A 14,713-nucleotide genomic window follows, 5' to 3' on the forward strand; every position below is an offset into this window, starting at 1 on the left:
GCGAGGATAATAACGGACGTGGTTGAGTTTGACATATGGCCGTGAGGCCGAGGCACACGACAGCAGGGGATTCAGGTTAGTCGTGCGGTCGTCTTTCCCTCGACGACAGCTCCGCGATAGACACGTGACGCCTGTGGTTTGCCTTCTTCCGTGACTTTCTGAAGCACCATCTCCACCGCCCAACCGGCGATCTCGCGTCGGTCATAGGTGACATAGGTCATGTCCGGCCAAACCGTCCGAAAGACACGAACCTCCGAGGCGGCGATCACGGACAGATCGTCGGGACATCGGAGCCCTAACTGGGTCATCAGCTCGATCAATCGGACAGCGAGGATAAATGTGCCGACGACGATGCCAGTCGGTCCGTCCTTACTGCTGCGCGTGTCGCGCAGATGTCGCAGCCATGTTCTGAGTTGTTCGTCACTGGTGAAATCAACGATATTTGGTGCGCGATTTACCCGCGCCATCGCCTCACAATAGCCAGACTGGCGGTCCTGAGCAGCATGGGGACGTGTGAGACCGCTCAACGGTGTCGCAGGTTGCGCAATCAAGAACGCAATGCGCTCGTGGCCAAGTTGCTGTAAATGCTCAGCCGCTACACGGCCGCTGTATTTTTCATCAGGATAGACGCAATCCACATCACTGTGACGCTCGGTATTCAGCCAGACTGTGATAAGCTCGTAATCCGCAATGTGCTGTTTGAGCGATTCAGACAGGCCGGACTCCACGATGATAATCCCGTCCACAAAGCGTTCCAGAAGGATGCGTGGGGGTTTATTCGCGGCGCCTTGATTTAGAATTGGTTTGGCGACAACGAGGATCTGGTCATGCACGAGCAGTCGCTCATTGACCCCGATCAGGTACTCCTGGGCGGAATCATCGATCAGGTGTTCAACGGAGCCCGGTGCAGGATCAATCGCTTCCGGCATGATAAAGCCGATGGCATCACGTCGCGCCCCGGCCCGGCCCATGCGACGCATGACCATATCCGGGCGATATTTGAGTTTGCGAGCAGCTTCTTCGACAGCCTGACGTGATTCGGTGCGGAACTTGTGCCCGTGGCCTCTGAGGATCAAGCAGACACTGGGGACTGACAGACCGGTGAGCTTGGCGATGTCTTTGAGCGTGGCTGGCATGAACGGACGCACCCTTCAAACCGAAGGCATCGGACGCCTTACGCTGTTTCAGAACACGAATGGGGAATTTTTTCAAGCAGAGAACTGGTCAGCATGTATCTTAACCGCTGGATGTCTCTTTTGCTGGCAGGGTGACAGGCGTTGAATAAGGTATCGGGTTTTGGAGAGTAAAAGGTATTCATCGCGTAGGATCAACGTGTAGAATGACTTGCCTCGCCGAACAGGCTTAATTCCACCATTCATTTTCGAGAAGAGCATGAGACGAATCGCACGAAGTGTGGATAACTGGATTGTTCCGTGGATCATTGCGCTGTCGGTGCTGATATCCAGTCCGCTCCGGGTGCAAGCCGAAGAAGGCCAGGCGGCTCCACAAGAGTCTTCGACGATCACGATCCAGCGCGTCGCGCCTCCTGAGATTGTTGAGGACAAACCTCTTTCCGCACCGCATTTCGATATCGACTTGTTTGCGTTTTTGGCAGCTAGAGATGCGCAGGGTGACTCAGCGAGCGACAATGTTTGGATTGTAAAAGCTGCGCCGGGGATGAAGTTGCTTCAACTTCCGATCATTGTTGAAGCAGGGCGTGAGGAAACAGCACTGAGTGCATCGACCTTCAGGATCAAAGGCGGGCGTTTTCTCGCGTACAAACTGGCTGACGAAACGGAAAAGGCTGTGGCAGGCAGTGAAGCCGAGCGTCAGCTTGAAGCGGGTTTGCCGCCGGGTACGCCTCGAATCACACGGAAGATGATTATCACGCCCAAGGGTCGGGTGAAGTGGTCGATGGATCGCACGATCAGTAGTTTTGGCGGCACGCTCAAACCTGACCAGCTTTATTCATTAAAAATCGACTACGAATTACTGTCGAAGAAGCAGCCGCCTAAACCTGAACGAGTGGTGCCGAATGCCGGCGAATCGATGCGTGATTATCGAGCGCGTAAAGCCGAAGCGGACGCTCGGAATCGTGCAGCAAGCAATGCATATCGAGACATTTCAAAAGCTGTGCGTGAGTTGCCGGATGATTTTGAGATGCCGATCCCGGCAAGGATATGGGTACTCTTTGAGTACAACCGTCAATCGATTGAGATAACTGGCCCGGAACCGCTGCCTTGGGAGTTGACTCAGACGCAGCTCAAAATGTTGCGCGATGGGATGACGGCAGTCCAGGTAGAGGCCGGCGGAACCGGCGGTGCGCCTCGTCTGCCGCGCTCCGCGCTCGAATCAATCGCTTTGATGACCACGATGATCACGGAAGACAAGCACCCCTTGACGGCGCGGGCGATCTCATTTGTGCTCTCCGAGTCGCGTCTCGTCCCCTATGCAGAGCGAGGCGATTCGCTTTACAAACTCATGGAACAGGTGCTCAAGTCCAGCGATCCCACCGCGCGACAGGTTGTGATCAAGGAATTGGCACGTACCTTCCCTCCGACGGCGGCATCGCTCTCATTGTCGAAGCTGGCGATGAAAGACATGGATACCCAGACCCAGATGGTCTGGCTCAAGTCGCTGGCAAAAACGGATAACACTTCGAAGTCGCCTTCTCCAACAATGGGTAACGCCGAAAGCGGGCGAGCGCAGGCGGTGCAACTCCAGCAGATGCTCAATCAGGTGAATGAGTTGCTGGCCTCGCCGACCGGCCCACCACCTCAGGAAGTCGTCGCGCTGTTGGTCGAGTATGTCAAGGGTAATCCTGAAACCCTTGATATGACAGTGGAAAAAGTACGCTTTGAGGATATAGCTGAAGGTCGGCTTGATGATGCGATTGTGGCTGTGGTGAATCAGGCATCAACGGAACCCGTCGCCGCCGGATGGCTGGACAAGAAACTGATTGGTTCATCTGATCCGAAAATAATCCGCCGTACACTTGAAGTGATTAGCAAGGCAGGCAGCGGCGCGACTGTCGCAGCTTCAGGAGTCAGGCCCGCTGAGTTTCTATTAGATCTAACCTTTGGACCAAGCCGTACGTCTTCCAAAAATGTGGCTGGTGCGACAATCACCGAACCGATTCGTCTCTCCTCAACAAGCCACAGTCTCTTCCGCGCATTACAGAATGGAAACCCGGAAATTCGCGCACTTGCGTGGGGAGTGTTGCCTCGTTTTACGCTCGATGATAAACCCCTTGGTAACAATCCCAGCCAACAGCCCGGTCTGCCTGCTGGGCAAACCGGGATGGATCAGGATTCAAATCCCGCTCAGGCGTTGTTGAATGCTGCATTGGCTCAAAACCCAACGCCGCTTCAGGCAGTAGAGGTTCTCAGCCGTCAGCATGACACAACCGCAGCCGCCAGCGCAATGGTGATGATGGTTATTCGTGGAAGCACGGACGCATCACGACAGGCGACCCGCGTCCTCCTGCGAAGCAAGAACAACTGGCCGGTGGACAAGGCACTGATGGAGCAAGGCTATTCAGACCGTCAGGCCTTTGCAGCACGGACATACGAAAACCTTACCGGCAAAGCTCCCCTGGTCGCGGGCTTGATGCGACAAAAGTTGGAAAATAATCCTCTGGTGGAATGGTTCGGTAAAGAACTGGCCAATGGCAGTACACCCAGCACGGGCGAGTGGGCGAGCCATGCGGGAGGTGAGGATAAGCTTCTTGATCTGGTGATGTCTGCTGATGCGGAATTGTCGCGCGGTGCGATGGCGGCACTGGTTGCCGAGGCGGGCGGTGATGACCGTATCGTCCAACCATTGACGCAGAAACTTACTCAGTTGCCTGATACGACACTCGCAAACCTGAAAACCCAGTGGGCGTCGGCACGACGTGACATCTACACGATGCGTTTAAGCCGTTCAGACGGTCCGTACATGCTCGTAGTTCGTGTTGCCAATCAAACTTCCAACCAGCCACCAGTGGGGCCGCAAGGTGTGCCGCCCGGAGCTCCGCCGATGCCCATGCCTCCCGGTCCGCCGTTGGGAGGAAAGCCCGGAGAAGAGGCTGGCAGTGGTATCGCTGATGCCACCACGATCGAATTGGGACTGGTACAGCTTCAGGCCGATGGCCAGAGCATCAAACTGGCTAATCAGGCACTGACACTGAGCGTTCCTTCAGACAAAATGGCTATCCGGGTGGATAAGCCCTCCGAATTGAAAAACTTCAACAACCCTCAGATCGATAAACTTTCCATCGATCAGGTGACCACATCAGTCGATCTGCTGCCGCAACAGGATGGCTCGTGGCGCGGGTCGTTTGTGCTGCCTCCGGAGAATCGACAGGCGGAGCTGGTCCTGATACCAGCATCGGAGGAATATCGCCGATAAGGTGAACCGAGTGTCGTCTTTCCGGATGGCTGAAAAATCTATTTTGAGCTTGCAGGTCAGTTCGTCGGAGCCGAAGCATGGTAGATGCGCCCGTCAGTGCGGTCCTCGCCACCGTGGTGATCACCACCAAGAATCGAAAAGAAGAATTGCGTCAGGCGATCCGCTCCGCCCTTGATCAGGACGTACCGATCGAAGTGCTCGTGATTGATGATGGATCAACCGACGGGACCTCGGACATGGTGAAGCAGGAGTTTCCATCGGTTCGTCTGGAGAGGGCTGAAGTTTCACGCGGGCTCATCGTGCAGCGAAATCATGGTGCTCAGCTGGCTGCGGGGCCTGTCATTTTTTCCATCGACGATGACGCAGTATTTACAACTCCCCAGATCGTGCGCTACACACTTTCGGAATTCGATCATCCTCGCGTCGGAGCGGTTGCGATCCCTTTTATCAATGTGAAACAGGATCAAATCGTCCGACAGAAAGCACCGAATGCGAGTGAGATATATGTGTCAGCGTCATACATCGGCACAGCCCATGCCGTTCGACGTGATCTATTCCGACAATTCGGAGGTTATCGAGAATACCTGTTTCACCAGAATGAAGAGGCGGATTTCAGCATCCGTATGCTGAATGCGGGCTACATGGTGAGAGTTGGGAACGCGGACCCGATTCACCATTTTGAATCACCTCGCCGAGATAACAAGCGGATCATTCATTACGGCCGACGTAACGACGTGCTATACGCATGGCATAACGTTCCGATGCCTTATTTGCTGCCGCATATGGCTATGACCACTTACCGAGGTGTGATGTTCGGTCTCCGAAAGCGTCGCGTGATGTCAGATATCGTTGGTCTGGCTAAGGGCTACGCGGCCTGTTTTCACGAGTTTCGGAATCGTCTTCCTGTGCGTGCGGTTGTGTATCGACTCAGTCGCGAGTTAAAGCGTCGAGGGATGGTTCCAATGCGTGAGGTGGAAGAGAGATTTCCGAAGGTCGTAAGCACAAAGAGCTAACTGTTTCGCGCTTCCGCGGCAGCAGCTTCGACCCTAGATGCGTAATTTGCGAGCGAAAACTCAGCACACTTGCTCGGTGCGCGGCGCACCATATCGTTCAACAGGGATCGATCCGAATCCAGCCTTGCGATCGCCTGCGCCAGTGCCTGACCATTCGCGGCGGGAATAATCAGTCCATCAACTTCGTGTGACACCACTCGGCCGCAATTCGGCGTGGTAATCACCGGTACGCCATATGACATCGCTTCAAGTTGAGTTAAAGCAAATCCGTCTGAAAGGGTGGGTAACACGAAAACGTCAGCATCACGATAAAGGTCACCCACTCGATCCCGGCTTACTGCGCCTAGAAAGGTTATGTTTGCCGGCGCTGTGTTGATGGCGTCCTTGGAAATACCAAGTCGTCCGGCTACCACGAACCGGATGTCCGTCTCGCACAACAACTTTGCCGCTTCGATGAGGTATTGGATGCCTTTGGTCAGGTTGACATTACCCACCCAGAGTACGGTGAGCGGGTGGTTGGCTCGTGGTTCGCGCGGAGCGACAGCATGTCCTTCCCACGCCAAGGGAACTACAACAATTTTTTTGATGGGTACTTGCTGACGAACCAGTGCGTCGCGGGACCATTCTGAGTTCACCAGCACCCGCGTAGCCAGACGCCATTCAGCTGATAGACGGTCAAAATAAAAATCAGGAACCACAGGCGGCACTTCCTGCCATCCTGGCCAGCGACGCACTTCCGCCGTGGTGATCTCGTAATGCACCCGGGCGGCATCGGCTTGATCAACCATGGTGGTTATTCCCCGAGGCGCGAGATACTCAAGCGTCTCCAGGCAACCGGTGAAAAAACCGAAAAAGGCATCCCGATTGGGATCAAGACGTTCACGTGCAAGATGATCGCGAACTCGTAAGGCAAACCATTTCCCCTCGTCGGCGTATTCTTCGTAGTCCGTCCGTGTGGATTGATTGCGTCTCCGCAACATGGCAGCTACAGAGAACCCGGTAACGAATTTTGAAGGCAATCCGGGGTGATACCGACCCGCGAAAGAGCGGAAGGTATGAGGGCCTCGCTTGAGTATTGACGAGCCATGGCGACACCACAGGTCGGTGTACAGCTGGCGGAGTTTGTTCTCAAGAAATAGTGCCCGCGGCACAGCGTAATGTTCACGCGCACCGATTTGGGCAACCGTCCACTGCATAGAGACTCGTTACAAGTCGTTATGGGACTGCAAAGGTTGTGAGGTCAAGCCTATGCGCCCCGACGACGATATAATACTTGCCCGCTGGGGCTGTCCCAGCTAACTCCTTTTTCTCTATCGGCCTACGTTAGCAGATCTCGCTGACACCTTACGGTAGATCTTTGGCATCCGCCTACACTCAAGCCGCTGCATATTCGACGACTCCCATGGATATCAGCGGGACGGCGCGATATCCATCATGGATGCCCGCTCTGCCGGCATCGGCTGCACTGCTGGCGTTTGTCTCTTGGATCGGCGGCGGCGCTCCTTTCATCACCGAGCTCGCATGGATTCTTGTATTTGGTACCTGCATCCTGTTTATCGGGATGGACCTGAAAAACTTTCCTCGGTTTTTCGGGGTCGGAGCAGCAGTCTGTTTTGGCGGTTTTTTATTCTGGCTGGGAATCGACTATTTTCAGACGTGGTCTTACTTTTTCTCAGGCAGCGATGAAATCCAGCGCGGCTTGGCCCCCGGAATGCACTGGGGTGAGCAAAGCCCCGAACTCATCGCCAAGGCAAGCTTCTATCAATTTCTGTTCCTCACCTTCATGTCCATCGGTCTGATGCTGCCCGGGGGGAAATGGATCGTTCAACTAATAGGCAAAACACCCCAGCCGGCGAATAGCAACACGTTTTTTGTCATTATCTGCGGGCTATTTGCTTTCGGTCTCCTTCCTTATTTTCTGTTCACCACACGAGCACCCCATGTCGCGATCTGGCTGTCCATTACAGGCATGCGTACTGGTGAAGCGGGTATCTGGACCGTAGGCCGAACTGGTACGATCAATTTCAGTTGGGGTGGTTACGTCGTACAGTGGCTCGAAATTGGATCTTTCGCAGGTTTGTTGGCTGCTTTCTATGGGATTTTTCTGGCGAAGACGGGTGTCACAAAGATCGCCTGTTCGATCATGTGGCTTTACACCCTGGCGATGGCATTCGGTACCGGAACTCGCGGAAATATCGGTTTTGCGTGCTTCCCGCCCATGGGCATGCTTTTTATTAAATACCAGGCCCAATCACTCGTGACTCGAAAATGGTGGAAGCCCTATGCCATTTGTCTTGTGTTCATCATGTTCATGTATCCGTTGGTTGTCATTCAGGGACTGTTTCGTAATACCGGTTTGGCAAAGGTAACCGCACAAGACCTGACTCAAGGACTGCGTGACAATTCAATGTTTTCGCACTCTCTTTTTGTTTTTTACAAAATACCTGATCAGCACGAGCCTTTTTATTCGGGTTTATTTCCGGGTTCGAGCTGGATCATGCCGATTCCGCAGGCAGCGTTTTATTTTGCCATCGGCCCCATTCCTCGCACCCTCTGGCTCGACAAACCGACAAACCCCGCTATGGCCTGGGCGTCGAGGGAGCGAGCAGGTGTTGCGCAAACTGAAACAGTGTACACGGGTATATCCAGCAGTCTTGCAGGAAGCTGGTTTGCGACTTGCGGCATCGCAGGCATTATCGAAGGCGGTCTGCTCTGGGGTTGGCTCCTTGCGGTCTTCGATCGCGCGACGTGGTACGCACGAACCAAGCCGCTTGTCGTGCTGATCGTACTTGCTCTCCAGACATTCATGTTCCGGTCTTTCCGTGACCCGGACTACAACATGATCTACCCGATTCTCATCGGTATCGCTGTCTTTTGGGTGGCATCGCTGTTTATCCAGAAACAACGATGAGCTTGGTCTTCAGGATGTAGTTAGCGGTCAGCAGTAGGTGCTCGAAAGAGCCCGCGTATTGAAAGCAGCGGGAACACCATCAAGTAGGCGAACTTCCCCAGACGGAGGTTCCAGATAAACATCCGTCGGTAGAGAGACCACGCACGGGAAAAATCTCCTCGTCTGCACAGTTCGAGTGTCAGTGGACGTAGATATCGAGAGATAATTTCAGTTCGTTCGCGGCTGCGCTTTGTACCACCCGGATAAGCCCCGCTGCGCTCCAGCCGCAGCATTCGGTCGAGGCCTTGATAGGTTTTGTCGATGTTTGCTATCGCGCTGACGGCATGCTCTCGGTATGCAAAGAGATAGGGAGCCTTGATATTGACAAAACCCGGAAACTCACCGATCCGCATCGCCAGGTCTGCGTCTTCCGCGTTAACCCACTCATGGGTAAAGCCACCCACTTTTTGTAATACATCACGACGAATCACGAACGACGAGCAGCTATACCAGCACCAGGCTTTGCTTGACGCGAGGTAATCGGGGAAAGCTACGGTGCGCAGGTCTGCCCGTGTGACGGTTTGAATTGCTGCTTCATCGGAAAAGATAAATGGTGCGCCGGTGATGTAGCTGGGTTGTTTGAAGTCGTCGATGACTTGTCGGTAAGTTTCGAGTGTCCACGGAAACCACAGGTCATCGCTATCGAGAAAAGCGACATATTCGCCGCGTGCATTTTTAATTCCCGTATTTCGAGCTGCGCCTGGCCCGCCGTTCTGTTGGCGCAGCACTTTCACGCGATCACCGTAGCGGCCGATGACTTCGAGTGTCCGATCGGTGGAGCCGTCATCGACCACGATGACTTCAAAATCATGGAAACTCTGCGCAAAAATGGAATCAATGGTTGCGGAGATCAGCTTCTCACGGTTGTAAGTCGGGATGATGACTGAGAAAAAGGGCATGAAGCGTGGTTTCCAGACTCAGGGGAGCAGCTTGAGCTGTGAAAGCTCCGCTTGCAGTATGTCGGCGACCACAAGGTTTCCCTGAGGAGAATAGTGGCAGTCGTAAGGATCAAGGAAAGCACGCCAACCGTCCTCACCGAGACGTCGAAAGTATGGCAGCATGTCAATGACATGAATTCCTGGGATCTGGGTCAAGCTGCGAAAGCGATCAAGATAATTAGTAGCAGTCCGTTGTCGGAGATAGCGGCTGTAAAACACGGGTACGATGACAAGCGGCTTGTCACCAGCAGACTCTTTGAATCGCCGAATAATCGCAGCCATTAGCTGCCATGCGGGTGTCGAGGAATTGCGATATTCGGGAAATGGTTCGACATCAAAGAAAAGATTGGCAAATCGCTTGAGGGACCGGCCGGCAGCAGACTTTTGCAGAAACGCTTTGATGCGCGCCTGTAACGATTGATTACGATCAGAATTCCGCAGAGTGCGTTCATCTGCGGTACTTAACAGTATGGGTTGATCCGTCACCGGAACATTACGAAGCTCGAGTTTCCCGTTGACCAGTTCGAATCTTGGTTTCGGACGCAATATTTCCTGGTGGGTTTTCGGGTCATACGCCGTACGGCTGTCGGCGAGATTTCGCGAAATGTTCTGCAGAAAAGGGAAGAGAAGCACGAGATCAAACTCATATGATCGCGCGAATTCTTCAAACAGCAGCAGTTGCTGATCCGTACCTGTTCCCTCTAGCGCGATGTTGATTACCTCAAGATTTGGTATGCGGCGTTCAAGCAGCTCAGAGAACCGTTGGTTATTCGACACGTATTGACCCGCTGCGAAAGAATCACCGCATACCACGACACGAAAGATTCCCGGCGGTTTTTGCGGTGTGTACTCGCGGTCACTGCGGATCCCCTGCGCGTTGATGCGGATGGTGTAATGACCACCGCCTGGGCGCGGTAATGTTTCTTCCGCCAGTGGAATGTATCGGTATCCGATCAGCGGATCGTGTCGGACGTAGGGCTTGATATCGAAAACGATCGGCGGGGAAGACTTACCAGAGGGTGTAGATTTCATCGGGAATTCCCTCGGTCGCCTGTTCGCCATGAATTTCACCGGGACGCAGCCGCTTGGGTGCGTAGAACTTCCCTATGAAAGTAAAGATCGGCATAAATCGCCGTGATACTCCGGCGGATGTGCGTTTATTGCCGTTGAGGTGTACGACCGGCTTGCCTTCCGCCAGCGAGTCTTCGGAAAAATAACTTTGCATGTCATTGACCGGTTCACGAACCAGCCAATAGCTCGCTTCACTGGTCGGCTCACGGAGTTGGAGAGTGTCTTTTCCCAACAGATCGCGCACGACTCGCGCGACGAGGAACCACGGATAGATCAGAATAAGCAGAAATTTCACCATCGGCCGGGGTTCTCCATCAATCCAGCGAAAACTGTGCTTTGTACGCCTCGCTGTCGAACTCCTTCACGTTCGGCTGCTCGTCCTTGAGTAACAGCGTATTCTCCAAAACAAGTACGTCCATGAACGTACCGAGAAAACAACGATACGCATCCTGTGGTGTGCAGACGATCGGCTCACCGCGGATGTTGAAACTCGTGTTGATGATGACCGGACAACCCGTTTGGTTATGGAACTTTTTGATAAGACGGTAATACCGGCCGTTGGCGTCCTCACGCACGGTCTGCACACGGGCGGAGTAGTCAACATGGGTGATGGCGGGAATCTCAGATCGTTTGACGTTCAGCATGTCGATGCCTGTCAGGTTGCGCATCGCGTCCGCACTTTCCGGAGTCCGTTTTTCCTGACGGACGGGAGCCACGAGCAACATGTAGGGACTTTCGACCTGTGGTGACAGCTCAAAATATTCCGAAGCTTTTTCGCTCAACACGGAAGGCGCGAAAGGTCGAAATGACTCGCGGAACTTAATTTTCAGGTTCATCACCTGTTGCATTTTCGTGGAGCGTGCATCGCCGAGGATCGAGCGCCCACCCAAGGCTCGCGGCCCGAACTCCATCCTCCCCTGAACCCAGCCGACCACCTTATCGCTGGCAATGAGATTTGCCACCCGGTCGAGGAGTTCATTCTCATTGTCGAATACGTGGTATCGGGCGCCTTGCTGATCGAGAAAGGCGCGTGTTTCGATGTCGTTGACGGCTGGCCCCAGTAGAGAGCCGGCCTGCGAGTCACCCGGCTCCGGCTTACGCGGCTGAGAGAGAAGGTGATGCCAGATCAGTAGAGCAACACCCAGTGCGCCGCCGGCATCTCCCGATGCCGGTTGAATCCAGATATTGTCAAAGATTCCTTCGCGGAGAATTTTCCCGTTACCGACGCAGTTGAGCGCGACGCCGCCGGCCATGACGAGGTTTTTTGATCCGGTGGTTTTCCGTAGAAACCGTGCTGCTCGGACCATTACCTCTTCGCAAACGACCTGCACAGAGGCCGCAAGGTCCATTTCGCGCTGTGTGACTTGTGATTCGGGTTTGCGTGGCGGCGAGCCGAATAACCGGTGAAACTTTTCACTGGTCATCGTCACGCCCTGGCAATAGTTGAAGTAGGACATGTCCATCCAGAACGATCCGTCGTCCTTGACGTGAATCAGATGCTGGAGGATCAAATCTTTGAACGTCGGTTTGCCGTAGGGGGCGAGGCCCATCACCTTGTATTCGCCCGAATTGACGCGAAATCCGGTGTAGTAGGTAAATGCTGAGTAAAGTAATCCCAATGAATGCGGGAACCGGATCTCGTGTGTAAGCGAAATCTTGTTGCCCTTGCCGTGACCGAGCGTCGTGGTGGACCATTCACCGACGCCATCGAGCGTCATGATGGCCGCATCGTCGAACGGTGAGGGAAAAAACGCACTGGCGGCATGCGATTCGTGATGGTCGCTGAATACATATCGGCCGCGGTACTGGTTCCCTAATGCGCGATCGATCTCAAGCGGCAGGTGCAGCTTGGTCTTGATCCAGATCGGCAACGCCTGCATGTAGGAACGAAATCCCCGCGGCGCGAAAGCTGCGTATGTTTCGATGAGCCGGTCAAACTTGGCGCGAGGCTTGTCATAGAAGCCAACGTAATCGAGGTCAGCGGGGGAGATACCCGCCTCGCGCAGGCAATACTCGACCGCACGGTGTGGAAATTGATGGTCGTGTTTTTTTCGGGTGAAACGCTCTTCCTGGGCCGCCGCCACCACTTTGCCGTCCACCACCAGCGCCGCCGCCGAATCGTGATAAAAGGCCGAGATTCCTAGTATTCGCGTTGACAACGAGACTCTCCTGGTCGCGACGGGCGATGCTTTGCCGGGCCGCTTTCAGTGGGTGGCGCAGGCGTGTGATCTTTATTCTAGCGGGTTAGCCAGGCTTCATAGATTTCTCGAAAGATGTCATCAAGGCTCTTGGTGATGTTCCACTTCGGATAATCAACCCTCATTTTTCGCAGATCGCTGATGTAGCAGATATGGTCGCCTTCGCGATTTTTATCGACATATTCGTACTGCATTTTTTTACCGGAAAGTGCCGCTATTTTGTCGAATGCCTCAAGGATGGAGCACGAATTACTGCGCCCGCCGCCGAGGTTATAAACCGCGCCGCTGCGCGGGTTTTGCCAGAACTCGTGCATAAATCGCGCTACATCGAGCGAGTGAATGTTGTCTCGAACCTGCTTTCCCTTGTAACCGAAAACTTTATAGAGCCTGCCCTCAAGGTTGCACTTGATGAGGTAGGAAAGAAAACCGTGCAGTTCGACGCCGCTATGGTTAGGCCCGGTCAGACAACCGCCGCGCAGGCAGCAGGTGTTCATATTGAAATATCGGCCATATTCCTGCACCAGTATGTCACCCGCCACCTTCGAGGCACCAAAGAGGCTGTGTTTCGATTGGTCAATGGAAAAGTCTTCCGCGATACCGTTGGCGTACTTCGGGTCATCGTAATCCCAGCGGGTAGGCAGCTCTTTGAGCTTGATCTCGTTGGGTTTGTCTCCGTACACCTTATTGGTGCTCATGTGGCAGAACACCGCATCAGGTCGGTGCCGACGGACAGCTTCGATGAGGTTGAGCGTACCTACCGCATTGACATCAAAATCGTCGTACGGCCTGGTTGCCGCCAGATCGTGACTCGGCTGCGCAGCCGTATGCACGACCATGTCCGGCTTGAGTTCTGCGAGGCATCGGAGCACCGCGGGTCGGTCGCGGATATCAAGCTCGTGATGGTGAAAGTTCCGATGAGCTGCCTGTAGCCGTTTTTGATTCCAGCGAGTATCGCCCTGCGGGCCGAAGAAGTCGGCTCGCAGGTTGTTATCGATGCCGTGGACCTTCCAGCCCTGATCGCTGAAATATCCGACGACTTCCGAACCGATCAGACCGGAGGAGCCGGTCACCATTAGCGTATTCATGCTCTAGCCTTGGCCTAAGCTCCACCTGTTACATCACATCCTTTGATCGTAAATCCGGGCACGGGGCTTTACCAGCCATAGGTTTGGCAGGCACCCCATATCCCCTCTCCGCGGTAATCAACGATCAGATCATCTCCCAACTCGGTGGGATCAAGTCATCTGTCACCATGGATTCGCCGGGATTGGCCCAGACCCTGGGCGAAATGACGCGCTTATCGGGTCTTGGGTTGAGCCACGCCGCCCACCAACTGAACGTACTGTTGGCGATGATATGGTGGTCACATGCACTCATAATCATCATATCCTGAATATCGGAGTGACCTTCGGAGAAATGGAGCCGATCAGCCTTGATGTTGCTCTTGCACCATGCGATATCCGCTGCCGAGTCGGAAAAAACGAGGAATTTGCAAGCATGCTCAAATTGGCGGATGGCCGCATGGATGTAGTCAAGCCCAAGGGGTGATGCGTGTACGACTTTGGAGTTTCTGAGCTGCTCTGCCGCATGCGCCAAGTCACCGCGACGCACATGCAATGAGACAATCGCAGAGCCGTCGGATTTGAGGTTGTCCACGTATTTCCGTGCATAAGGAAGCACCGAATTATCACATGGCGTCAGGTCGCGACGGATGATCTCAGCTGCATCAATGAAGTATTTTTCCGACTGCCAGTAGCCGCTGAGGTAGCAGTCATTCGGCAGATCGAGGATGGCGGGGTCAAAGCGATACTGCCGCTCAAGGATGTGTGAATCGGGCCAGCCAAGAGACGGCCAAATCCGCCGCAGACGTCGGACGATCCGATCTCGCGCTGTACGGGTTGAGTAGGGGTCCTTGAGGCGTGCGATTTCCTCGGTCGTCGCTTCCTGGGCTTCGATGTTGAACAGGTGTAATGACGCTTTGCGTCGGAACGCTTCAAGTCCTCTGGCTCGTTGATCCCCGTCGGAACCGTAGTTGGTCAGGTCGAGTTTGAGTTGAGTCTGATGGCGATGTGCGAGACGCCGTCCCATCGCGTACTCAAACATCTGGTTACCCAGCCCGCCTAAGAGTTTGACAATAATCATCTCGCAGGA

At 54.2% G+C, this 14,713-nt stretch carries 11 protein-coding genes; 3 read left to right on the forward strand and 8 right to left on the reverse strand.

What is annotated here, in order from left to right:
- Positions 1 to 71: 71 nt before the first annotated feature.
- Positions 72 to 1,136: a LacI family DNA-binding transcriptional regulator gene (locus IT444_12730; GenBank protein ID MCC7193633.1), complete on the reverse strand. Its 1,065-nt coding sequence runs from the start codon at positions 1,134 to 1,136 to the stop codon at positions 72 to 74.
- Positions 1,137 to 1,392: 256 nt separating this feature from the next.
- Here IT444_12730 and IT444_12735 point away from each other — a divergent pair, with 256 nt between their 5' ends.
- Entirely contained in the window at positions 1,393 to 4,392 is a 3,000-nt protein-coding gene (locus IT444_12735; GenBank protein ID MCC7193634.1) for a hypothetical protein, read from the forward strand.
- Positions 4,393 to 4,469: 77 nt separating this feature from the next.
- Entirely contained in the window at positions 4,470 to 5,405 is a 936-nt protein-coding gene (locus tag IT444_12740) for a glycosyltransferase family 2 protein (GenBank protein MCC7193635.1), read from the forward strand.
- On the opposite strand, the gene IT444_12745 is transcribed toward IT444_12740, so the two are convergent.
- Positions 5,402 to 6,193 (reverse strand): glycosyltransferase family 4 protein, encoded by a 792-nt coding sequence (locus tag IT444_12745; GenBank protein ID MCC7193636.1) that lies wholly within the window; start codon positions 6,191 to 6,193, stop codon positions 5,402 to 5,404. The genes IT444_12740 and IT444_12745 overlap by 4 nt on opposite strands.
- Before the next feature lie 569 nt (positions 6,194 to 6,762).
- Between IT444_12745 and IT444_12750 the strand changes: the two genes are divergently transcribed.
- Positions 6,763 to 8,316: a hypothetical protein gene (locus IT444_12750; GenBank protein MCC7193637.1), complete on the forward strand. Its 1,554-nt coding sequence runs from the start codon at positions 6,763 to 6,765 to the stop codon at positions 8,314 to 8,316.
- Positions 8,317 to 8,336: 20 nt separating this feature from the next.
- On the opposite strand, the gene IT444_12755 is transcribed toward IT444_12750, so the two are convergent.
- The 6 genes from IT444_12755 to IT444_12780 form a co-directional block, all read right to left on the reverse strand.
- Positions 8,337 to 9,254 carry a glycosyltransferase family 2 protein gene (locus IT444_12755; protein MCC7193638.1) on the reverse strand — a complete coding sequence of 306 codons (918 nt, stop codon included), beginning with the start codon at positions 9,252 to 9,254 and terminating at the stop codon, positions 8,337 to 8,339.
- Positions 9,255 to 9,272: 18 nt separating this feature from the next.
- Positions 9,273 to 10,325 (reverse strand): SGNH/GDSL hydrolase family protein, encoded by a 1,053-nt coding sequence (locus tag IT444_12760; protein MCC7193639.1) that lies wholly within the window; start codon positions 10,323 to 10,325, stop codon positions 9,273 to 9,275.
- Positions 10,303 to 10,662: a hypothetical protein gene (locus tag IT444_12765; GenBank protein ID MCC7193640.1), complete on the reverse strand. Its 360-nt coding sequence runs from the start codon at positions 10,660 to 10,662 to the stop codon at positions 10,303 to 10,305. The genes IT444_12760 and IT444_12765 overlap by 23 nt, the downstream gene beginning before the upstream one ends.
- 16 nt (positions 10,663 to 10,678) lie before the next feature.
- The gene (locus IT444_12770) at positions 10,679 to 12,523 is read right to left on the reverse strand and encodes a carbamoyltransferase (protein ID MCC7193641.1); all 1,845 of its coding nucleotides are present in this window, start codon (positions 12,521 to 12,523) and stop codon (positions 10,679 to 10,681) included.
- A gap of 77 nt (positions 12,524 to 12,600) precedes the next feature.
- Positions 12,601 to 13,647: an NAD-dependent epimerase/dehydratase family protein gene (locus tag IT444_12775; protein ID MCC7193642.1), complete on the reverse strand. Its 1,047-nt coding sequence runs from the start codon at positions 13,645 to 13,647 to the stop codon at positions 12,601 to 12,603.
- Positions 13,648 to 13,771: 124 nt separating this feature from the next.
- Entirely contained in the window at positions 13,772 to 14,704 is a 933-nt protein-coding gene (locus IT444_12780) for an alpha-1,2-fucosyltransferase (protein ID MCC7193643.1), read from the reverse strand.
- Positions 14,705 to 14,713 lie beyond the last annotated feature (9 nt).

Source organism: Phycisphaeraceae bacterium (assembly GCA_020851465.1).
In the GTDB taxonomy this organism is placed as follows: domain Bacteria; phylum Planctomycetota; class Phycisphaerae; order Phycisphaerales; family Phycisphaeraceae; genus JADZCR01.